This is a genomic window from Paraburkholderia sp. GAS333, assembly GCF_050435665.1.
GTDB lineage: Bacteria > Pseudomonadota > Gammaproteobacteria > Burkholderiales > Burkholderiaceae > Paraburkholderia > Paraburkholderia fungorum_A.
Window position 1 is genome coordinate 1,045,461 of sequence record NZ_JBNDKS010000001.1, and the last position, 21,290, is coordinate 1,066,750.

Below are 21,290 nucleotides of genomic sequence, written 5' to 3' on the forward strand. Positions count from 1 at the left end.
GCTGTCTACTCTGGTGAACGAACACAGGTGAACGATTACAACGAGCGGAGTATCTGGCTGCGCATGCGCGCCATGCTGTCACTGAACGATCCGCGCTGGGGCCGGGGCGATGGCAATGGAGACCGGCAACGGCCGAACGATCCCAAGCGCCCACCCAAAGACGGTGAAGGGCCGCCCGATCTCGACGAGATGTGGCGTGATTTCAATCGTCGCCTGAGCCGGATTTTTGGGCGCAAGGGTGGTGGTGTCGGTGGCGGCAAACCCGATAACGGACGTGGCGCACGCATCGGCGTGGGCATCGTGATCGGCGTGCTGATCGCTATCTATCTCGGCAGCGGCGTGTTCGTCGTGCAGGATGGTCAGGCGGCGGTCGTGATGCAGTTCGGCAAATATCGTTACACCGCGGGGCAAGGTGTGCACTGGCGTTTGCCGTATCCGTTCGAAGCGCATGAAGTCGTCAATATCGGGCAGATCCGCCAGGTGGAGATCGGCCGCAATAACGTCGTGCGTCTCGCGAATGTGAAAGACGCGTCGATGCTCACGCAGAATGCGGACATCGTCGACGTGCGTTTCGCGGTGCAATACCAGGTGCGCAAGCCGACCGATTATCTGTTCCGCAGCGTCGATCCCGATCAAAGCGTCATGCAGGCTGCTCAGGCGGCGGTGCGCAGCATCGTCGGCACGCGCAGCACCAGCGATGTTCTCGATCAGGATCGCGAAGCAATTCGTCAGCAGTTGATGGAATCGATCCAGCAGACCCTAGACGCGAATCAGTCCGGTCTCGTTGTGACCGGGGTGACGATGCAAGGGGTGCAGGTGCCCGACCAGGTGCAGGCCGCCTTCGACGATGCCGCAAAAGTACGCCAGGAAAACGAACGCGCGAAGCACGACGCACAAGCCTACGTCGCAGATTTGCTGCCGCATGCGCAAGCCGACGTGGCGCGCCAGATCGCCGACGCGAAGACATACAGCGACAAGACCGTGGCTCAGGCGCAGGGCGACGCCGAGCGCTTCAATCAGGTCTACGAGCAGTACTCGAAAGCGCCCGCTGTGGTCCGCACTCGCATGTACATGGAAACCATGCAGCACATCTATTCGACGGCGACCAAGGTGTTTGTGGACAACAAGAACGGCAATAACGTGATGTATCTGCCGCTCGACAAGCTGATCGAACAGAATCGTCAGCGGCTCGCGGAAGCAGGCGAGAGCCCGTCGGGCGCTTCGGCAGCTGCAGCTCCGCAAGCGGCGAGCGGTGCAGCGGCTCCGGCGGCTTCCGACAACGCGGCTGCCGCTGTACCGGGTGTCGCGGCTTCGGCGCCGGCCGCCGTCAGCACGCCGGCCAGCCAGGCCGCGGCAAGCAGCGACTCGCTCCGTTCACGCGACGCCTTCCGCAATCGCATGCGTGAAGACGACGTTCAATAAGGAGCGCACAACATGAACAAGATCATTGCGCTCGTCGTGGCTATCGTCATCGTGCTGTTCGCCGCGTCGTCGACGGTGTTCGTCGTCGATCAGCGGCATATGGCCGTGCTGTCGTCGCGTGGCGACTCGCCGTCCACGTTGCTCGGGCCGGGGCTGCACGTCAAACTGCCGCCGCCGTTGCAAACCGTCACGCTGGTGGATAACCGCGTGCAGTCGCTCGACGCGCCTGACGAAGATCATTACGTCACGTCGGACAAAACCGAGTTACTGGTGAATCCGGTCGTCCGGTTCCGCGTTACCGATCCGCTGAAATTGCTCGCTGAAACAAAGGGCGATGTCCAGAGCCTGCCGGACCGGCTGGCTCTGCTGTCGCGCACCGCGCTTAGCGATGCGTTTGGCAAGGTCACGTTGTCCGACGCGCTTGCCAAACAGCAGGCTGTCGCGGACGAAGCGCGCGACTCGATGGACAAGGCGGCGGCGTCGCTGGGCGTGTCGGTGGTCGGTATGCAATTGACGCGCGTCGATTTCCCCGCTGCGATGACCGATTCGGTCTTCAAGCGGATGATTGCCGAGCGCAACCAGGTCGCCGCCGACGAACGCGCCAAGGGCGCGGCCGAGGCTGACCAGATCAAGGCCGATGCCATCGCGAAGCAGCAGGAGATTCTCGCCGACGGCTATCGTCAGGCGCAGGGCATTCGTGGCGACGGCGATGCGAAGGCTGCGGCCATTGCTGCAGACGCTTTCGGCAAAGACCCGCAGTTCTATCAGTTTTATCAAAGCATGCAGGCATACCGGAACACCTTCAAGCCGGGCGACATCGTTGTCGTCGACTCGAATAACGAGTTCTTCCGCTTCATGCGTAGCCCGACCGGCGGCGCTGCCCCGGACGCTCCCGCGGCCCCGCGCAAACACTGATAACCGGAACCGCCGCGGCATTCGCATCGCGGCTTTTCATCGCATGGACATAGCCGGCTCGTTACTGCTCGCGATTGCATTGATGCTGATTATCGAAGGGATGTTTCCCTTCGTTTTTCCGGCGGCCTGGCGCGACACGTTCCGTAAAATTGCGGAACGTCCCGCGCATCAGATCCGCATTGGCGGGTTGATCGTGATGGCGCTCGGACTGATTCTGCTGTTTATCGTGACCTGACGGGTCCGGCTCGGGCCGTAGATGCCTCGCCCGTGGTGTCTGTGCTGCTGATGTCTGCCGACGCGAGCCGGCATGAGGTGCACGGGCGTCAGGGCGTCTGCGATAGCCGCCAGAATCGAGTCGCCGCCCGCCATTAAAACTCACTCACCGGCGCCCCAGCCGCCGTGTTCAACGTCGTAGGACTGTATCGATGTCGACCTGGTTACTCCCCGAAAATATCGCCGACGTGCTGCCGTCGGAAGCCCGCAAGATCGAAGAATTGCGGCGCCGTCTGCTGGACCGTTTCCGCTCGTATGGCTACGAGATGGTGATGCCGCCGCTGCTCGAATACCTCGAGTCGCTGCTGACCGGTGGCGGTCACGATCTGAATCTGCGCACCTTCAAGCTCGTCGACCAGATGTCCGGTCGTACGCTCGGTCTGCGCGCCGACATGACGCCGCAGGTCGCGCGTATCGATGCGCATTTGCTGAACCGTCAGGGCGTGACGCGTCTTTGCTATGCGGGCAATGTTGCGCACACGCGTCCGCGCGGTTTGCACGCCACGCGTGAGCAGATCCAGATCGGCGCGGAAATCTATGGTCATGCTGGCCTCGAAGCCGACCTGGAAATCCAGCAACTGATGCTCGACGCACTGCGTCTGGCGGGTCTTTCCAAGGTTCGTCTCGACCTCTGTCACGCGGGTGTGCTCGCTGCGTTGATCGAATCCGAACCGGCCGCCGCAGACCTTGGTCAGTCGCTCTACGACGCGCTGGCGGGCAAAGATGTGCCGCGTCTCGCGGAACTCACCGAAGGACTCACGCCGGTCATCCGCGATGCGTTGCGCGCGCTGCCTTCGCTTTATGGCGACGCGTCGGTGCTCGAAGAAGCCCGCGCACGTTTGCCGAATACGCCGGCCATCGCCCGCGCACTCGACGATCTCGCGTTTCTCGCGAGCCAGGTCGACGGTGCCGAAGTGATGATCGACCTTGCCGACCTGCGCGGCTATGCTTACCACAGCGGCGTGATGTTTTCGGCCTATGTCGACGGCGTGCCGAATGCGGTGGCGCGCGGCGGCCGTTACGACCATGTCGGCCAGGCCTATGGCCGGGCTCGCGCGGCAACCGGCTTTTCGCTGGATTTGCGTGAAGTGGCGCGTATCTCGCCGGTCGAAGCGCGCAGCAGCGCGATTCTCGCGCCGTGGCAACACGACGACGCGTTGCGTGTCAGCGTGGCCGCGTTGCGCGATGCCGGCGAAGTAGTGATCCAGGCGCTGCCGGGTCACGAACACAGCCTGGATGAATTCGCGTTCGACCGCGTGTTGGTCGAGCGCAACGGTGCATGGGTCGTCGAACCGCGCTCCTGAGCGCGTTCCTGCCGACCTGCAAGGGGCTTCCCCTAGCACCTCTCATACGGCGGCGAGAGTGTCATGAATCTGTCGCCGAAGTCTCGCAGGACACGGCGCGGCCAACTGCCGCGCCATCCTTTTCATACTCACCATAACGTGCATACCGTTGAGCGGAAACGGAAAAATTCGGAAGGTTCCGCGAACATAGGTAGAATACGTTTTTAACCAGCTTACGAAACAACATGTCTGCCAGCGCAGTGAATGTGAACCCCGGACGCAACGTCGTCGTCGTGGGAACCCAATGGGGTGATGAGGGCAAGGGCAAGATCGTCGACTGGCTGACGGACCACGCTCAAGGCGTCGTTCGCTTCCAGGGCGGTCACAATGCCGGCCACACGCTTATCATCGGTGGCAAGAAAACTATCTTGCGTCTGATCCCGTCGGGCATCATGCATCCGGGCGTCGCATGCTATATCGGCAATGGCGTCGTGTTGTCGCCGGAAGCGTTGTTCAAGGAAATCGGCGAACTCGAAGCCGCAGGCGTCGATGTCCAGAACCGCCTGTTCATTTCCGAAGCCACCACGCTGATCCTGCCGTACCACATTGCGATCGACCAGGGCCGTGAAGCGCGCCGTGGCGCGGGCAAGATCGGTACGACCGGCCGCGGCATCGGCCCGGCTTACGAAGACAAGGTCGCACGCCGCGGTCTGCGCGTGCAGGATCTGTTCGAGCCGGAAACTTTCGCCGCACGTCTGCGCGAAAACCTCGATTACCACAACTTCGTGCTCACGCAATACCTGGGCGTCGCCGCTGTCGACTTCCAGCAAACGCTCGACACGATGCTCAGCTACGCCGACCGTCTGAAGCCGATGGTGACCGACGTGTCGCGCCGTCTGTACGACGCGAACGCTGCGGGCAGCAACCTGCTGTTCGAAGGCGCTCAAGGCACGCTGCTCGACATCGACCACGGCACGTATCCGTACGTCACGTCGAGCAACTGCGTGGCGGGTGCGGCAACGGCAGGCGCGGGCGTGGGTCCGCAAAAGCTGAACTACATTCTCGGCATCACGAAGGCGTATTGCACGCGCGTTGGTTCGGGTCCGTTCCCGAGCGAACTGTACGACGCGGACAACGCTGCTCGTCAGGAGCCGATCGGCCTTGAACTGGCTACGGTCGGCAAGGAATTCGGCTCGGTCACCGGCCGTCCGCGCCGCACCGGCTGGCTCGACGTGGCTGCTCTGCGTCGCTCGATCCAGATCAACGGCGTGTCGGGTCTGTGCATGACCAAGCTCGACGTGCTCGATGGCCTCGAAGAAGTGAAGCTGTGCGTCGGCTACACGGTCGACGGTCAGAGCGTCGATCTGCTGCCGCGCGGTTCGTCGGAAGTCGCGCGTTGCGTGCCGGTGTACGAAACCTTCCCGGGCTGGAAGGAAAGCACCGTCGGCATCAAGGAATGGGACAAGCTGCCGGCCAATGCGCGTGCGTATCTGTCGCGCGTGCAGGAAGTTGCGGGCATTCCGATCGACATGGTGTCGACCGGTCCGGATCGTGACGAAACCATTCTTCTTCGTCATCCGTTCAAGGTTTAAGCCATGGTTCAAGGTGTACCCATGATCGCGATGAAAGATCCGCGTAATGATGAGAAAAACCTGTGGGTCGGTTGGGACGAGTATCACCGTCTGATCGAACTGCTGGCGTTGGGCGTGCACGACTCGGGCTGGAAGTTCGACCAGATTCTGTGTCTCGCGCGAGGCGGCCTGCGCGTCGGCGATCAGCTTTCGCGTATTTACGATCTGCCGCTGGCAATTCTCGCCACGAGTTCGTACCGCGAAGCAGCCGGCACGGAGCAGGGCGAACTCGACATCGCGCAATACATCACGATGACGCGCGGCGAGCTGCACGGCAACGTGCTGCTGGTCGACGACCTGGTCGATTCGGGCGTCACGCTGGCGCGCGTTCAGCAGCATCTGAAAGACCGCTATCCGGCCATCACGGCGGTGCGTTCGGCGGTGCTTTGGTACAAGGGCTGCTCGAAGGTGAAGCCCGACTACCACGTGCAATACCTGCCGACCAATCCGTGGATTCACCAGCCGTTCGAGGAGTGGGACACGGTTCGTCCACATAACCTCGGTGCGTGGATCAAGCGCGGTATCGCGCAGGCGCAGGAGTCGTCGGGGGAGTGATGCTGACTTCGGCGCTTTACACATCGCGTCGTAATCATCGCAGTGCCCGTGAAACGGAGCCCTTTGGGCTCCGTTTTTTTTGCCCGCGCACCGTGTTCGACGGCGCCGTCGACGCGCTTCGCAAGCCGTGCAACACCCATGCCGACGATCCAGCCAACCTGGCAGACGCGCCCAAATCGCAGTGCTACACTGCGCGGACAATCCACGTGGCTTATCCACAACAGGCCTGGCGGCGTCAGACGGGCAGTTTAGAATAGCGGTCGTTTTTTCCGCTCAGGGAACAGATCTCCTCGCGTCTATGACAGATAACAATCACGTGCACAAACAGCCACTGCCTTCCCTCGCGATTGCCGCGATCGGAGTGGTCTTCGGCGATATCGGCACGAGCCCGTTGTATTCGCTGAAAGAGGCTTTCAGTCCGTCACATGGCATTCCGCTGACTGAACAATCGATTCTCGGCGTGATCTCGCTGCTGTTCTGGGCAATCGTGATCGTGGTCGGCGTCAAGTACGTGCTGTTCGTGATGCGCGCGGACAATAACGGCGAGGGCGGTGTGCTCGCGCTGATGGCATTGGCGCTGCGCTCGCTCGAAGAAAAATCGAAATTCGCCGGCCTGCTGGTGATGCTCGGCATCTTCGGCGCCTGCATGTTTTATGGCGACGCGGTGATCACGCCGGCCATCTCCGTGATCTCGGCGGTCGAAGGGCTGGAAATCGCCGCGCCACATCTGTCGCATCTGGTTCTGCCGCTGACTATCGTCATCCTGATCCTGCTTTTCTGGATCCAGCGGCATGGCACGGCGATGGTCGGCCGCCTGTTCGGTCCGATCATGGTGTTGTGGTTCGTGGTGCTCGCCGCGCTCGGTCTGTGGCACATCGTTCAGGCGCCCACCGTGATCCGCGCGCTGAACCCGTACTACGCGTACACCTTCATGGCCGCGCACGTGTTGCAGGCTTATGTCGTACTCGGCTCGGTCGTGCTGGTGCTGACTGGCGCAGAGGCGTTGTATGCCGATATGGGCCACTTCGGCGCGAAGCCGATCCGGATGGCGTGGTACATCCTGGTCATGCCGTCGCTGGTGTTGAATTATTTTGGCCAGGGCGCGCTGCTGATGCACGACGCGAAGGCCATCGAAAATCCGTTCTTCCTGCTCGCGCCCGACTGGGCGTTGCTGCCGCTGGTCGTGCTGTCGACGGTGGCGACGGTGATCGCGTCGCAAGCAGTGATTTCGGGCGCGTATTCGCTGACGAGCCAGGCGATCCAGCTCGGCTATGTGCCGCGTATGAAGATCCTGCACACGTCCGAGCTGGCGATCGGCCAGATCTACGTGCCGGTCGTGAACTGGATGCTGCTGTTCATCATTTTGTGCATCGTGATCGCGTTCAAGAGTTCGGATAATCTCGCCGCCGCTTACGGTATCGCGGTGACGGCCACGATGGTGATTACCACGATCCTCGCGTGCGTCGTGATGGTGAAGGTGTGGAACTGGAACAAGCTGCTGGTGGCGTTGATCATCGGCGTGTTCATGACGGTCGATCTAGGCTTTTTCGGCGCCAATCTGCTGAAGGTCGAGGAGGGTGGCTGGCTGCCGCTCGGCATCGGCGCGCTGCTGTTCTTCCTGCTGATGACATGGTTCAAGGGGCGGATGATCGTCAAGGAACGTACCGCCGCCGACGGTATTCCGCTGATGCCGTTCCTGCAGGGCCTGCTCGCACATCCGCCGCACCGGGTGTCGGGTACGGCGATCTATCTGACCGGCAGCGATTCGCTGGTGCCGGTGAGCCTGCTGCACAACCTCAAGCACAACAAGGTGCTGCACGAGCGCACCATCTTCCTGACCTTCGTGACCCGCGATATTCCTTACGTGAAAGACGCCGAGCGCGTGACGGTGAAGGATATCGACGGTGGTTTGTATCTCGTGAAAGCCGCGTACGGGTTTAACGAAACGCCGGACGTGAAGGCGGTTCTGCTCGAAGTGGGACGCACGCAGGACATGACGTTCGAGTTGATGGACACGTCGTTTTTCCTCGCGCGCGAAACGGTGGTGCCGACACAGCTGCCAGGCATGTCCGTATGGCGCGAACGCGTGTTCGCATGGATGCACCAGAACGCCGCGAAGCCGACCGACTTCTTCAGCATCCCGGCTAACCGGGTGGTGGAGTTGGGGACCAAGATCGAGATCTGATCCTGGCGCCGTAGTCGGGCGCTAGCCAACAAAAAGCCCACGCATTGCGTGGGCTTTTTGTTGGGCGTTGAGACGGTGCAGCGAGGGTGGGTGTGCGAGCTAACGCGCGCCGACCCTCGCGAACCAGGCTTATTTCTGCTTGAGCTTCGCAAACGCGGCAGCCATTGCACCACCAGCTTCCGGCTCGCGCGAACGCTGCTGACCGCCACGATTACCGCCGCCGCCCGAACGTCCAGCGCCAGAGCCGCCGCGATCCTGCTGCGCGCCACCACCGCTACGCGCACCGGCCGCGCCGACTTCGTCGTCCATACGCATGGTCAGCGCGATACGTTGGCGCTTCACGTCGACTTCCAGCACCTTCACCTTGACGATCTGGCCGGCCTTGACCACTTCGTGCGGGTCCTTGATGAACTTCGTCGACAGGGCCGACACGTGCACCAGACCATCCTGATGCACACCTACGTCGATGAACGCGCCGAACGCGGCCACGTTCGTCACGACGCCTTCGAGCACCATGCCCGGCGTCAGATCGCTGACCTTTTCGACGCCTTCGCGGAATGTCGCCGTCTTGAATTCGGGGCGCGGATCGCGGCCCGGCTTTTCGAGTTCAAGCAGAATGTCGCGCACGGTCGGCAGGCCGAAACGGTCGTCGACGAATTCCGTCGGCGACAGGCCGCGCAGCGCTTCACGATTGCCGAGCACTTCGCCGACATGCTTGCTGATCTTCGCAAGCATCCGTTCGACGACCGGATACGCTTCCGGGTGAACCGACGAGCGGTCGAGTGGGTTCTCGCCATTGTTGATACGCAGGAAACCGGCGGCCTGCTCGAAGGTTTTGTCGCCGAGACGCGGCACCTTGCGCAAATGTTCGCGCGACGGGAACGGGCCGTTTGCATCGCGATAGTCGACGATATTGCGCGCGAGCGTTGCGTTCAGACCCGACACGCGTGCGAGCAGCGCGACCGACGCGGTGTTCGCGTCCACGCCGACCGCGTTCACGCAGTCTTCGACCACTGCGTCGAGCGAGCGGGCCAGTTCACGCTGATTCACATCATGCTGATACTGACCGACGCCGATCGCCTTCGGCTCGATCTTCACGAGTTCGGCGAGCGGATCTTGCAGACGACGGGCAATCGATACCGCGCCGCGCAACGACACGTCCATGTCCGGGAATTCCTTCGCCGCGAGTTCGGACGCCGAGTACACCGACGCGCCTGCTTCGGACACGACGATCTTCTGCAACTTGAATTCCGGGTGACGCGCGATCAGTTCGCTTGCGAGCTTGTCCGTTTCACGCGACGCCGTGCCGTTACCGATACTGATCAACTCAGCCTGCGTCTGCGCGCAAATACGCGCGAGTTTCGCGATCGAGCCGTCCCAGTCGCGGCGCGGTTCGTGCGGATAGATCACGTCGGTGGCGAGCACCTTGCCGGTCCGGTCGACCACAGCCACCTTCACGCCGGTACGCATGCCAGGATCGAGACCGATCACGGCCTTCGGGCCTGCCGGAGCCGCCAGCAGCAAATCCTTCAGATTGCGCGCGAACACGCGAATTGCTTCGTGTTCGGCTTCGTCGCGCAGATTGGTCAGCAGTTCGTTTTCGATGTGCGGTTGCACCTTCACGCGCCAGCACCAGCGGCACACGTCGGAGAGCCATTTATCGGCAGGACGGTTCTGATTGGCGATGCCGAAATGGCGCGCGATCAGCGCTTCGCCCGGATGCGGCACCTGCGCGTCGAGTTCTTCGCCGAGGCCGAGCTTGACCATCAGCACGCCCGCGTTGCGGCCGCGGAACAGCGCCAGCGCGCGATGCGACGGCACGGTGCGGATGGTTTCCGCGTAGTCGTAGTAATCGCGGAATTTCTCTTCTTCCGCGTTTTCCTTGCCCTCGACCACTTTCGACGACACCACGCCCTGGTTGAACAGGTAGTCGCGCAGCTTGCCGAGCAGATCGGCTGTTTCGCCGAACTGTTCCGAGAGGATGTCACGCGCGCCGTCGAGCGCGGCCTTCACGTCGGCGACGCCCTTTTCGGCGTCCACATAGGCGGCGGCTTCGGTTTGCGGGTCGAGCAGCGGGTTGCCGAGCAGCGCGTCGGCGAGCGGCTGCAAACCGGCCTCACGGGCGATCTGCGCGCGCGTGCGGCGCTTCGGCTTGTACGGGAGATACAGGTCTTCCAGCACCTGCTTGCTGTCTGCGCCTTCGATCGCGGTGCGTAGCTCGTCGGTGAGCTTGCCCTGTTCGTCGATGCTCGCAATGATCGTCGCGCGCCGGTCTTCCAGCTCGCGCAGATACAGCAGGCGTTCCTCGAGATTACGCAGTTGCGTGTCGTCGAGATTGTCGGTCACTTCCTTACGGTAGCGGGCGATGAACGGAACAGTCGCTCCTTCGTCGAGTAGTTGCACCGCGGCCGCGACCTGGCGCGGCTGGACGGACAGTTCGGCGGCGATGCGCTGTACGATCTTGAGTGCTACGGTTTCCGTCATAAGGTCTTGGTGTTCCTGCGGACTCGGTCAGGGGCCGCGCGCTAACGGCTCGTGAGGTAAATGTGCACGCGAAGCGCGTGAAATACGTGGAGCACGTTAGGGCACGTCGGGGCACGAGGGCACGCCGGGCGTGCGCGCTGCGACCAGGTGGCTAGAGCGGGGCATTTTGCCATAAATGCCAAAGGGCTCAACCGCAGGGTGATAGAATTTCGGGCATCTTCCGTTGACCCTCTACGACGTTGCCAACCTCCTTGTCCCTCAACCCTCTGGGCTCCCGCTTGGTCTCTCGCCTGTCATCGCGTCGGTCACTTCGCTGGTCGCATATTTCTTCGTCTGTTTCGCCTTTCAGCCCGTCAGCCGGAGTGTCGTCTGACCTCGCGTCGGCCTGCGGTCGAATTGCCAGCCGGATCATCGCCGCATCGTGTGCGTCGTGTGTGATGGCTGCGGCACTGGCGTTTTCCGGAGCGGCCGCTGCGCAAACGCCGATGGCGTCCGCGCCGGTCGCGGCATCGGCGGAGAAACTCGACGAAACAGTTGGCGCAAATACGGCCAACGCCACCAGCGCCAGCGATGCAGCCACACGGGACCAGTCGTTCGACGATCGGCAACGCGTGCTCAATCAGCGCAGCGACGAGAACAACTACAACTACGCCGTTGCGCAGCACAACTGCTACAGCCGCTTTTTCGTCAATTACTGCCTGAACCGGGCCCGCGACAAGATGCGCGCGGTGCAGGCGGACATCCGCAAGGAACAGCTCGCGCTCGACGGCGAACAGCGCGTGCAGCGCGCCCGCGATCGCGACGAACGGACAGCGCTCCGTCGCGCGCAGGACGACGCGAACGCGCCGCAACGCGCCGCTGAAGACGCGCGTAACGAGCAGGCTTACCAGGACAAGCAGCGTCAGCATCAACTCGATCAGACGCAGCGCGCTGCCGAGGCGCCGCAACGAGCCGCCAACGCGCAAGCCTACCAGGACAAACAGCGCCAGCACGCGCTGGATCAGGCGCAGCGCGGCGTCAGCCCGTCGCAGGCAGCGGCCAATCAGCAGGCGTACGACCAGAAACAGGGCGACTTCCAGCGCAAGCTCGACGAAGCGCGTCAGCAGGGCGCACAAAAGGCTCAGGAACGCGTCGAAAAGCAGGAAACCTTCGAGCGGAAGCAGGCCACTGCCGAGCAGCACAAGGCCGACGTGGAAGCGCGTCAGAAGCAGGCGGCCGAAAAAGCCGAGCAGAAGCGGCAGGACGCGCTGAAGCAGCAGCAACTCGAAGAGCAGCAAAAACAGCAACAGCAGCAACAGTAAGTGTGCTGTAGTGGGCCCTGGCGGGTTCTGGCCAGGGCCGTAGTCGCCGTAACGCGTTTTTAAGCCGTACAGCAACCTCAGGCACGAACTGCGCACGCAGCCCGCGCCGTAGACGAGAGGAGGCGAGCATGCGCGATCAACACCACGTCATCACCGCGGACACTCTGCGCGACCGCATTCTGCAACTGGAATCGGAGCACAGCGGGCTCGACCGGTTGATCGATAAAATGTCGGACGAACCCGGCATCGACGACTTCGAGTTGCAGCGCCTGAAAAAGCGCAAACTCAAGGTCAAGGACACCATCATCTTGCTGCAATTGCAGCTCGAACCGGACGCACGCGCCTGAGTTCGCGGCCTGGCGGGCGCCGGGCGCGCATCGCGCGAGCCGGACTTTGCAGGAAACGCTTGCCTTGAATTCACCGCTTGAAACCTCTTCCCGCGCTCCCTCGGGCGACGACACCTCCGCGACCGGCGTGCCGGCGACGCGGCCTGCCGCGTCTGCGTTGAGCGCGTCGCTGAATCCCCGGCGCGTTGCCGAACTGGACGAAATCTTCGCCGACAACGGCTTGCTGGCCCGTCAGATCGACGGCTATCGTTCGCGGGCGTCGCAGATCGAGATGTCGCGCGCCGTCGCAGCCGCGATGGAAGCGTCCGGCCGCGCGATGCCCGAGCCCGCGATGTTTGAAGCGCAGAAGCGTCCGGCGCGGCGCTTGCAGTCACCCGGTGGAGATGCCGCTGCGGACGCCGCAGAAAGCGCCGAATCGGGCGGACTCGACGGTAGCGAAAACACGCTGATCGTCGAAGCGGGTACGGGAACCGGCAAGACCTATGCGTACCTCGTGCCGGCCATGTTGTGGGGCGGAAAGGTGATCGTCTCCACCGGCACGAAGCACCTGCAGGATCAGCTTTTTCAGCGCGATATTCCGACCGTTCGCGATGCGCTTGCCGTACCGGTGTCGGTAGCGATGCTCAAGGGCCGCGCCAATTACCTGTGCCACTACTACCTGCAACGCACCGCGGATAACGGCCGCTTGCCGTCCCGTCAGGAAACGTCGTATCTGCAGGACATCATTCGTTTCGCGAAGATCACGCGCACCGGCGATAAGGCCGAACTCGCGAGCGTGCCGGAGACAGCGGCGGTGTGGTCGATGGTGACGTCCACGCGTGAAAACTGTCTTGGCCAGGAGTGCCCGCAGTACAAGGAATGCTTCGTCATGCAGGCGCGTCGCGAAGCGCAGCAGGCCGATATCGTGGTGGTCAATCACCACCTCTTCTTCGCCGACATCATGCTGCGTGACACGGGCATGGCCGAACTGCTGCCCACGGCGAATACGGTGATCTTCGACGAAGCGCATCAACTGCCTGAAACCGCCACGCTGTTTTTCGGCGAAACGCTGTCTACCACGCAGTTTCTCGAACTGGCGCGCGATTCGGTCGCCGAAGGTCTGAGTCACGCGCGTGAGACCGTCGATTGGGTCAAGCTCGGCGCCACGCTGGAACGTGCGGCGCGCGACGTGCGGCTCGCATTCAAGGAAGATTCGGTGCGCCTGTCGATCGGCCAGTTGCCGGACGACCATCCGCTGTTCCCCGCTCTGGAAACGCTCGAAACTGAACTCGACGCGTTGGCCACGGCATTGGCTGGCCAGGCGGAGCGTGCCGAGTCGATCGGCGCATGTTTGCGGCGCGCGCGCGAATTGCAGGGCGTGCTCGGTGGCTGGACCACGCCGCCTACCGAAACCGAGCGCAACGCCGCCGACATCGCTCAAACCGCTTCCGCCGATGGCAAGGCCGAGCGCGCCGATCCGAATGAAAAGGTGCGCTGGATCGAAGTCTTCTCGCATACGGTGCAGTTGCACGAAACGCCGCTTTCGGTCGCGCCGATTTTCGCGAAGCAGCGCGCCGGTGTGCCACGCGCGTGGATTTTCACGTCGGCGACGTTGTCGGTGCGTGGCGACTTCACACACTACGCCGCGCAAATGGGCCTGAACGCGAAGCGCTCGATGACCTTGCCCAGCCCGTTCGACTATCCGACGCAAGGTCTGCTGTATGTGCCGCGCAATTTGCCGCAACCATCGTCGCCGATGTTCACCGACGCTGTCTTCGACGCCGCTTTGCCCGCGATCGAAGCGTCCGGTGGCGGCGTGTTCATGTTGTGCACGACGCTGCGCGCAGTGGACCGCATCTCGTCCAAATTGCGCGACGTGATCGACGCGCGTGGCTGGGACTATCCGCTGCTCGTGCAGGGCGATGCGAGCCGCACCGAATTGCTCGACCGTTTCCGCTCGTATGGCAACGCGATCCTGGTGGGTAGTCAGAGCTTCTGGGAAGGGGTGGACGTGCGCGGCGATGCGCTGTCGCTGGTGGTGATCGACAAGCTGCCATTTGCGCCGCCCGACGACCCGGTTCTGTCGGCGCGGCTGGATGCGCTCACGAAGAAGGGCTTGAGTCCGTTTGCGGTCCACCAGTTGCCTCAGGCCGTAATCACACTGAAGCAGGGCGCAGGCCGTCTGATTCGTGCTGAGACCGATCGTGGCGTGCTGATGATCTGCGATACCCGTCTCGTCGACAAACCGTATGGACGTCGTATCTGGCAAAGCCTGCCGCCGTTCAAGCGCACACGTGAAATAGAAGTGGTGCGTGAATTTTTCGAAGAGAACGCGACACCGGCGTGATATGCCGGTTGATTGAATGCGTCGCGAATAATGCTGTAAAAAACGACGCTAATAAAATGGCGTCGTTGTAAAAAAGGGCGCGTAAATGACAAAACGCCACGAATGTGAATTCGTGGCGTTTTGCTTTACTGCCCGGGAAATCGCAATGATTTCCCGATGCAGTTTTCGCCCAGAGGCGAACCCTATGCGACAGCTTACTGGCTTGCGCCCGAAGCCGGAGCTGCAGCCGAAGCAGCAGCGTCCGAAGCAGCAGCGCCCGCGTCCGAAGCAGCAGCCGTAGCCGAAGCAGCAGCATCGCTCGCAGCAGCAGCAGCACCCGAAGCAGCCGTAGCCGAATCCGAAGCTGCAGCAGCAGGTGCCGAAGCGGCAGCTGCGTCGCTAGCCGGTGCAGCGGCTTGATCGTTGCTCTTGTTGCATGCAGCCAGTGCCACAGCTGCCAACAGGGATGCTACGAGGAGGGATTTCTTCATGATCACGTCCTTTTATGGTTTAAAGGTAAGCAACAGCGCAAAATAAAACCGGTAATGTGCTCCAACACCGACCTGGGCCGCTGGTGGAGACGCTCTTATGACGAGCTGGAATCTTCCCTACGGCTTGGGCGGAAATTATATGCACTTTCGTACTGACAGTCGATAAATCCGGGGTCAATACGTTGTCTTTCTCATACAAAATTTCACTGTACGGTATAGCAGGCAGGCAGAGTTACGCAAACAGTCACGCAGACTCGCCCACTTCTATCCAGCCCGCACAATACCACTCGTGCAGCAGTGCTGTCACCGACGAATCGTGTGATAGTGTTACAAAGCGTTTCCCACTCATGGACCTGTGATTCGCGAGGTCAGTCAGCCACTTTTTTGCGCCATCAAATGGCGTTTCTTCTCCATTTAGGAAGAAAAAACGGCGGTTGTACAACAGATTGGTCTTGCGGTGCAGCCGGACACCGGACTTCGATGCCTGATCGATAAAACGCGCTTCATTGAGCGGCTTTTGCGGCGGATCAAAGACGACACTCGGCTTCGGTTCGCTGAGATACGTGCCAAGGAACGACGCGATATCCTGCTCTTTCCATTTGATCTGAGCAAGGATCGCACCCACTCGCTCGACGAGCGCCGTGGGCAACTCCGCCGGACGGTCCACAGCCGGTTGTTGCGGGTCGCGATAAAGGCTGCCGGTGCGGCCCGTCGACTCGCCGCGCTCGGCCAGATGGTAGAGAAACTGTGCGGTCAGCTCATCGGTGGAGGGCGCGCGAAAACCGATGGAGCACGTCATGCATTCGCCTTCGGCTATCCCGTCATGGGCGATGTGCGGCGGCAGATAAAGCATGTCGCCCGGCTCGAGCACCCATTCCTCTTCGGCCTGGAAGTTCTGTAAAACTTTCAAAGGCAAACCGGGCTGCAGTGTCAGATCTTTCTGCGCGCTGATACGCCAGCGGCGCTTGCCTTTTACTTGCAAAAGAAACACATCGTAGGAATCGAAGTGGGGGCCAACGCCGCCACCGTCACTTGCATACGAGATCATCAGGTCGTCGAGACGCGCGTCCGGCACGAAGCGGAAGCGGTCGAGCAACGCGCGTGCGCGGTCGTCGTGAAGATCGACGCCCTGCACGAGCAGCGTCCATGCGCGCTGCCTGACCGACGGCAGTTCGTCGGGCGCGAACGGGCCGTGTTCGAGTTGCCACTTGTTGCGGAAATGCGTGATCAGACGCGCTTCGACTTCGTCCTGATCGGCCAGCTCGAAAAATTCGTCGCGCGACAACGGCGCTTCGATGTTCGGAATGGCCTGGCGAATCAGCAATGGCTTCTTTTGCCAGTAGCGGCGCATGAATTGCGACGGCGACAGATTGCCGAGCAACGCGATCGGGGTATCGGGCGAGGGCGGAAGAACCGGCGTGGAAGCCGGCGACGAATTCCGTGCCGAAGCTGCGTCGGCCGGGTGGTCAGTTGGCCGTTTGGGCATCGTATAATGTGAGTTGTATTCTGGAGAATCGAATGAAAATCGCAAAGAACACCGTCGTGTCGGTCGCTTATAAGCTATCGGATGCGCAGGGCAATCTGATTGAAGAAAGCGACGAGCCGATGGTCTATCTGCACGGCGGCTATGATGGCACGTTCCCCAAGATCGAGGAAGAGCTCGACGGCCACGAGGCCGGCTTCGAGACATCGATTCAGCTCGAGCCGCAAGATGCGTTCGGCGAGTACGACCCCGATCTCGTGAAGATCGAGCCGCGCGATCGTTTCCCGGAACCGCTCGAAGTCGGCATGCAATTCGAGGGTACGCCGGAAGAGGGCGACGAGGATCTCGACTCGCTCGTCTACGTCGTGACCGACGTGGCGGAAGATAAGGTGGTGCTCGACGGCAATCACCCGCTCGCGGGTATGGCCTTGCGTTTTGCGCTGACGGTGAAAGACGTGCGTCCTGCTACCGAAGACGAAATCCAGCACGAACATGCGCACGGTGCCGACGGCCTCGAAGTTCTCGATGAGGACGACGAGGAAGACGACAGCAAGTCAGGACCCACCCTGCACTGAACTTGCCGGAGTGCCGGGCACGCCTGAGGCGGCGCCCGGCATATGCGGCTGTACCGCCGATGCGGGCGGTATCGAAATGGCCGGCCCGTATTCGCCACCGCCCTGGTCGGCGGGTATGTGCGGTTGCTGATTGAGCTGCGTACCTGGCTGCGAGGCTGACTGTGGCTCGCCGGGAATTGGCAACAGCGGCGGCAATTCCGAGGCCGGCCCTAACGCCGGCACCGCTGGCATCGAAGCTGACGGTTCGTCGCGCGGCACCACGGTTTGCATGGCGGGCATCGGCATTTGCTTCGGCACATCGCGCAGGCTCACGCGGAACGGCGGTTTCCTGCCGGGATTCACATCGAACTGTACCCACTGGTTAAGACGGTCATGCGGCGCTAATGCGACCCGCGTGAGATTCGTCACCAGCATCCCCTTGTCATTGCGTAGCGGCTGATCGATCACGAAGCCGCCGTTCGCGCGTTCGTCGTCGTGATGAATGACCAGCACGGGCCCGCGAAAATTCTCCGCGAGTTTGACGAGGCTGCGTTTGAACTCCAGAAAACCGTCGCGGCGCGTGCTATGCGCGAAGCGCAGCCACGCAAAACGGTCGGGCCGCTCATAACGTTCTGGATCGGGATCGCCCTGAATGATGATGACTATCGCGCGCGCGTCGCGACGTTTCGCATATTCGCCGGCATGCTCCAGCCAGAATGCATTGGCAATCACGCGGTCTTCGAATTCCCCGTTGCGGCCCCCGGCAATCAGATAGTGATTGTTCGGACTCGGCGCGTTCAGGCCGACAAATACCGTATCGCCGACCATCCATCGAACGTTTTCCCGATACGGCCGAAACCGTGAGACTTCGCTCTCCCGCGTCAGCGCAATCGGGTTCTGACCCATCGACGTAGCATCGGCGAATATGGTTTGACGCAATTGGTCGAGCCGTTCGACCGGATCGAAGCTGCCTGCCTCGGTGGTGCTGCAATCGATCCAGTCATGCTGGCCGGGAATAAAGAATAAAGCCGGCCGCGAAGCTTCGAGCACTGCATGGCGTCGTTCATACAGCCCGTCCCGACACGCCTCTTTCGCACCCTTCAGGTTGCCGTTATAGACGATGAACGAGATGTCGCGTTCGCGGCCGATCGCATCGATTAGCCGTTGCGCTGCGGGCTCGTCGGCGGGGCTGCGCATCGTGTCGCCGATCACTGCGAATGAAAAACGCGGCGTGTCGGCGTAAGCCGACCTTGTGCTGAGGGCCGCCGACGCCGCCAGAGCCGCTATCAGACCACGTGTGAATGCAAGCCTCAGCGCCGCGCGAAAGGGGCGCGGACGCTGCGGGGGCTTGTATGCGTCAATGATCCGCATCCGGCGCGGCGGCCAGTTCGTGCAGTTCGTACAGCAGGTCGAGTGCTTCGCGCGGACGCAGATCGTTGGGATCGATGCCGCGCAAACGCTCGACGAGTTCCTGCACGGACGGCGACGGCGCTTGCGCCTGAGCATCGCGCTCGTCGTCTGCGTCTTCGGCCAGCATCGGTGGAGGCGAAGCAAACAGGTCGAGCTGCGGCGCGGGTTGCGCGGCGGATTGCTGTTCCAGGTGTGCGAGATGCTTGCGCGCCGCGCGAATCACCGCATTTGGCACGCCCGCGAGTTGCGCGACCTGCAAACCGTAGCTCTGATTGGCCGGACCCTCGTTGACCGCGTGCAGGAACACAATGCCATGGCCGTGTTCGACCGCCGACAGGTGCACGTTGGCCGCCTGCGGAAATTCCGCGGGCAACTGCGTCAATTCGAAGTAATGCGTGGCAAACAGCGTATGACAGCCGTTGTGCGCGAGCAGATGACGCGCGATCGCCCAAGCCAGCGCAAGGCCGTCGAAGGTCGAGGTGCCACGGCCGATTTCATCCATCAGCACGAGACTTTGCGGTGTCGCGTCGTTCAGGATCGCAGCGGCTTCGGTCATCTCGACCATGAAGGTCGAGCGGCCGCCGGCCAGATCGTCCGCTGCACCGATTCGCGTGAAGATGCGGTCGATCGGCCCGAACGTCGCGCGCCGTGCCGGCACATAGCTGCCCACGTAGGCGAGCAGGGCGATCAGCGCGGTTTGCCGCATGAAAGTTGATTTACCGCCCATGTTCGGGCCGGTGATCAACAGCAATTTGCGTTCGGGCGTGAGTGTGCAGTCGTTGGCGATGAACTGCTCGACCTGCGCCTCGACGACCGGGTGCCGACCCTGTTCGATCTCGATGCCGGTGTCGGGCGAGAACGTCGGCGCGACCCAGTCGAGCGCGCGGGCGCGTTCGGCGAAAGCGGCCAGCAGATCGAGTTCGGCCAGTGCGGACGCGACCCGCTGGCAATCTGGAATAAACGGTAGCAGCGCCTGCAGCAACGTGTCGTAAAGCGCGCGTTCGCGGGCGAGCGCACGTTCCTGTGCAGACAGCGCCTTGTCTTCGAACGTTTTCAGTTCCGGCGTGATGTAGCGCTCGGCGTTCTTCAGCGTCTGACGGCGGCGGTAATCGTCGGGCACCTTGTCGGTCTGGCCACGCGTGACTTCGATATAGAAGCCGTGCACCTTGTTGTACTCGACGCGCAGGTTGTTAATGCCAGTGCGCGCACGTTCGCGTGTTTCGAGATCGATCAGGAACTGCCCGCAGTTCTCCGAAATATCGCGCAGTTCGTCGAGGTCCGCATCGTAGCCTCGCGCGATCACACCGCCGTCGCGCACCATCGCGGCGGGTTCCTGAGCGATAGCACGGGTAAGCAATTCGACGCAGGCTTGCGGCGGTTCCATTGACGCATCGATGCGCGCGAGCGAATCCGCATTCGACGACACAGCGGCGATCTGCGCGCGCAGTTCGGGCAGCGCGATGAACGTGTCGCGCAGGCTGGACAGATCGCGCGGACGTGCCGACAACAGCGCGAGGCGCCCTGTAATCCGTTCGATGTCTGAAATCTGCCGCAACGAGCCACGCAATGCGTCGACGCTCGCAGCCGGCGGCGCGTCGAGCAGCGCGCCGATAGCCTGCTGACGCGCCTGCGCGACCGCAGATTCACGCGGCGGATGATGCAGCCAGTGGCGCAGCAAGCGGCTGCCCATCGTCGTGCAGCAGGTGTCGAGCAACGAACACAGCGTAGGCGACTCGGTGCCGCGCAGCGTTTCCGTCAGTTCGAGATTACGGCGCGTAGCGGGGTCGAGGCCGATATATTCGGACTCGTACTCGACCTTCAGGCTGCGCACATGGCGCAGTTGCTGGCCTTGGGTCGCCGCTGCATACAGCAGCAATGCACCGGCAGCGCCGCACGCGCAGGTCAGCGAATGAGCGCCGAAACCGTCGAGACCGGCTACTTCGAGCTGGTCGCAAAGACGTTGCGTGCCCGACGCGATATCGAAATGCCAGCTCGGCACGCGGGTGAGCGCGCCCGCGTTGACGGGCGGTGTCCAGCCGGCCGATTCGGCCAGAGTATCGGCAACCAGAATTTCAGCTGGGCGAATTCGCTCGAGGGCTGCGGCGACCTGGTCGGGTGCGACTTCGGCAAGGCGCAGCGCGCCGCTCGCCAGATTCAGCCACGCGAGGCCGACGCTCGTCGCTACGCCGCGGCGGTTGTGCGCCACGCACAGCGACAGCAGGTACACATCGTTTTTATCGGACAGCAGCGCGGCGTCGGTCAGCGTGCCCGGCGTCACCACGCGGACCACTTTGCGCTCGACCGGTCCCTTCGATGTAGCCGGGTCGCCGATCTGTTCGCAAATCGCGACGGATTCGCCGAGCTTCACCAGCTTCGCCAGATACTGTTCCGCCGCGTGATGCGGCACGCCCGCCATCTTGATCGGATTGCCGCCCGACGCGCCACGCTGCGTGAGCGTCAGGTCGAGCAGACGCGCGGCTTTTTCCGCGTCGTCGAAAAAGAGTTCGTAGAAGTCGCCCATCCGGTAGAACACCAGCGTGCCCGGATGCTCCGCTTTAATGCGCAGGTACTGCTGCATCATGGGAGTATGTTGTGCGACGTCGCTGGCCGCTGCGGTTTGAATGCCCATCCTTGGTGTTCTCTTGCGTAAG

16 protein-coding genes are annotated in these 21,290 nt (G+C 62.2%); 11 read left to right on the plus strand and 5 right to left on the minus strand.

The genetic code is table 11. The features are described 5' to 3' along the window. Positions 1-27: 27 nt before the first annotated feature. The 7 genes from hflK to ABH945_RS04780 all read left to right on the plus strand — a co-directional run bounded on the left by hflK (position 28) and on the right by ABH945_RS04780 (position 8,264). Entirely contained in the window at positions 28-1,422 is a 1,395-nt protein-coding gene (hflK, locus tag ABH945_RS04750; protein ID WP_429249866.1) for an FtsH protease activity modulator HflK, read from the plus strand. Positions 1,423-1,434: 12 nt separating this feature from the next. Beyond that, positions 1,435-2,337, plus strand: a complete 903-nt coding sequence (gene hflC, locus ABH945_RS04755) for a protease modulator HflC (RefSeq protein WP_074764338.1) — start codon at positions 1,435-1,437, stop codon at positions 2,335-2,337. Between the two features lie 43 nt (positions 2,338-2,380). Further along, positions 2,381-2,572, plus strand: coding sequence for a DUF2065 domain-containing protein (locus ABH945_RS04760; RefSeq protein WP_074764336.1), 192 nt, complete (start codon positions 2,381-2,383; stop codon positions 2,570-2,572). Between the two features lie 190 nt (positions 2,573-2,762). Beyond that, a complete protein-coding gene (locus tag ABH945_RS04765) occupies positions 2,763-3,914 on the plus strand; it encodes an ATP phosphoribosyltransferase regulatory subunit (RefSeq protein WP_429249867.1) in 1,152 nt (383 codons plus the stop codon). 224 nt (positions 3,915-4,138) lie between these two features. After that, positions 4,139-5,485: an adenylosuccinate synthase gene (locus ABH945_RS04770; protein WP_429249868.1), complete on the plus strand. Its 1,347-nt coding sequence runs from the start codon at positions 4,139-4,141 to the stop codon at positions 5,483-5,485. A 3-nt stretch (positions 5,486-5,488) separates the two neighbouring features. Next, entirely contained in the window at positions 5,489-6,079 is a 591-nt protein-coding gene (locus ABH945_RS04775; protein ID WP_074764330.1) for a phosphoribosyltransferase, read from the plus strand. A gap of 298 nt (positions 6,080-6,377) precedes the next feature. Continuing rightward, positions 6,378-8,264, plus strand: a complete 1,887-nt coding sequence (locus ABH945_RS04780; protein WP_074764326.1) for a potassium transporter Kup — start codon at positions 6,378-6,380, stop codon at positions 8,262-8,264. Positions 8,265-8,393: 129 nt separating this feature from the next. Here ABH945_RS04780 and ABH945_RS04785 read toward each other — a convergent pair whose 3' ends face one another. After that, positions 8,394-10,748: a Tex family protein gene (locus tag ABH945_RS04785; protein WP_429249869.1), complete on the minus strand. Its 2,355-nt coding sequence runs from the start codon at positions 10,746-10,748 to the stop codon at positions 8,394-8,396. A 437-nt stretch (positions 10,749-11,185) separates the two neighbouring features. Between ABH945_RS04785 and ABH945_RS04790 the strand changes: the two genes are divergently transcribed. From ABH945_RS04790 to ABH945_RS04800, 3 genes are all read left to right on the plus strand, one after another. Continuing rightward, positions 11,186-12,049 carry a hypothetical protein gene (locus ABH945_RS04790; RefSeq protein WP_429250366.1) on the plus strand — a complete coding sequence of 288 codons (864 nt, stop codon included), beginning with the start codon at positions 11,186-11,188 and terminating at the stop codon, positions 12,047-12,049. A 128-nt stretch (positions 12,050-12,177) separates the two neighbouring features. After that, complete coding sequence (locus ABH945_RS04795; RefSeq protein ID WP_074764318.1) at positions 12,178-12,396, plus strand: DUF465 domain-containing protein; 219 nt, start codon at positions 12,178-12,180, stop codon at positions 12,394-12,396. 64 nt (positions 12,397-12,460) lie between these two features. Continuing rightward, positions 12,461-14,722, plus strand: a complete 2,262-nt coding sequence (locus tag ABH945_RS04800) for an ATP-dependent DNA helicase (protein ID WP_074766458.1) — start codon at positions 12,461-12,463, stop codon at positions 14,720-14,722. 194 nt (positions 14,723-14,916) lie between these two features. On the opposite strand, the gene ABH945_RS04805 is transcribed toward ABH945_RS04800, so the two are convergent. Both ABH945_RS04805 and ABH945_RS04810 read right to left on the minus strand, forming a co-directional pair. After that, a complete protein-coding gene (locus ABH945_RS04805) occupies positions 14,917-15,192 on the minus strand; it encodes a hypothetical protein (protein ID WP_074764316.1) in 276 nt (91 codons plus the stop codon). A 244-nt stretch (positions 15,193-15,436) separates the two neighbouring features. Further along, positions 15,437-16,678: a JmjC domain-containing protein gene (locus ABH945_RS04810; RefSeq protein WP_429249870.1), complete on the minus strand. Its 1,242-nt coding sequence runs from the start codon at positions 16,676-16,678 to the stop codon at positions 15,437-15,439. Between the two features lie 32 nt (positions 16,679-16,710). Here ABH945_RS04810 and ABH945_RS04815 point away from each other — a divergent pair, with 32 nt between their 5' ends. Next, positions 16,711-17,250 carry an FKBP-type peptidyl-prolyl cis-trans isomerase gene (locus tag ABH945_RS04815; RefSeq protein WP_429249871.1) on the plus strand — a complete coding sequence of 180 codons (540 nt, stop codon included), beginning with the start codon at positions 16,711-16,713 and terminating at the stop codon, positions 17,248-17,250. On the opposite strand, the gene ABH945_RS04820 is transcribed toward ABH945_RS04815, so the two are convergent. Further along, the gene (locus tag ABH945_RS04820) at positions 17,230-18,600 is read right to left on the minus strand and encodes a hypothetical protein (RefSeq protein WP_429249872.1); all 1,371 of its coding nucleotides are present in this window, start codon (positions 18,598-18,600) and stop codon (positions 17,230-17,232) included. The two genes, ABH945_RS04815 and ABH945_RS04820, sit on opposite strands and share 21 nt — an antisense overlap. After that, positions 18,587-21,268, minus strand: coding sequence for a DNA mismatch repair protein MutS (gene mutS / locus ABH945_RS04825; RefSeq protein ID WP_429249873.1), 2,682 nt, complete (start codon positions 21,266-21,268; stop codon positions 18,587-18,589). The genes ABH945_RS04820 and mutS overlap by 14 nt, the downstream gene beginning before the upstream one ends. Positions 21,269-21,290: the final 22 nt, after the last annotated feature.

Bases quoted from the DNA above. Each gene is read 5' to 3' on its own strand.
- ABH945_RS04795 (WP_074764318.1), top strand. From the start codon at position 12,178: ATGCGCGATCAACACCACGTCATCACCGCGGACACTCTGCGCGACCGC.
- ABH945_RS04770 (WP_429249868.1), top strand. From the start codon at position 4,139: ATGTCTGCCAGCGCAGTGAATGTGAACCCCGGACGCAACGTCGTCGTC.
- ABH945_RS04785 (WP_429249869.1), bottom strand. From the start codon at position 10,748: ATGACGGAAACCGTAGCACTCAAGATCGTACAGCGCATCGCCGCCGAA.
- ABH945_RS04765 (WP_429249867.1), top strand. From the start codon at position 2,763: ATGTCGACCTGGTTACTCCCCGAAAATATCGCCGACGTGCTGCCGTCG.
- ABH945_RS04790 (WP_429250366.1), top strand. From the start codon at position 11,186: ATGGCTGCGGCACTGGCGTTTTCCGGAGCGGCCGCTGCGCAAACGCCG.
- ABH945_RS04780 (WP_074764326.1), top strand. From the start codon at position 6,378: ATGACAGATAACAATCACGTGCACAAACAGCCACTGCCTTCCCTCGCG.
- ABH945_RS04815 (WP_429249871.1), top strand. From the start codon at position 16,711: ATGAAAATCGCAAAGAACACCGTCGTGTCGGTCGCTTATAAGCTATCG.
- hflC (WP_074764338.1), top strand. From the start codon at position 1,435: ATGAACAAGATCATTGCGCTCGTCGTGGCTATCGTCATCGTGCTGTTC.
- ABH945_RS04805 (WP_074764316.1), bottom strand. From the start codon at position 15,192: ATGAAGAAATCCCTCCTCGTAGCATCCCTGTTGGCAGCTGTGGCACTG.
- mutS (WP_429249873.1), bottom strand. From the start codon at position 21,268: ATGGGCATTCAAACCGCAGCGGCCAGCGACGTCGCACAACATACTCCC.
- ABH945_RS04810 (WP_429249870.1), bottom strand. From the start codon at position 16,678: ATGCCCAAACGGCCAACTGACCACCCGGCCGACGCAGCTTCGGCACGG.
- ABH945_RS04775 (WP_074764330.1), top strand. From the start codon at position 5,489: ATGGTTCAAGGTGTACCCATGATCGCGATGAAAGATCCGCGTAATGAT.
- ABH945_RS04760 (WP_074764336.1), top strand. From the start codon at position 2,381: ATGGACATAGCCGGCTCGTTACTGCTCGCGATTGCATTGATGCTGATT.
- ABH945_RS04820 (WP_429249872.1), bottom strand. From the start codon at position 18,600: ATGCGGATCATTGACGCATACAAGCCCCCGCAGCGTCCGCGCCCCTTT.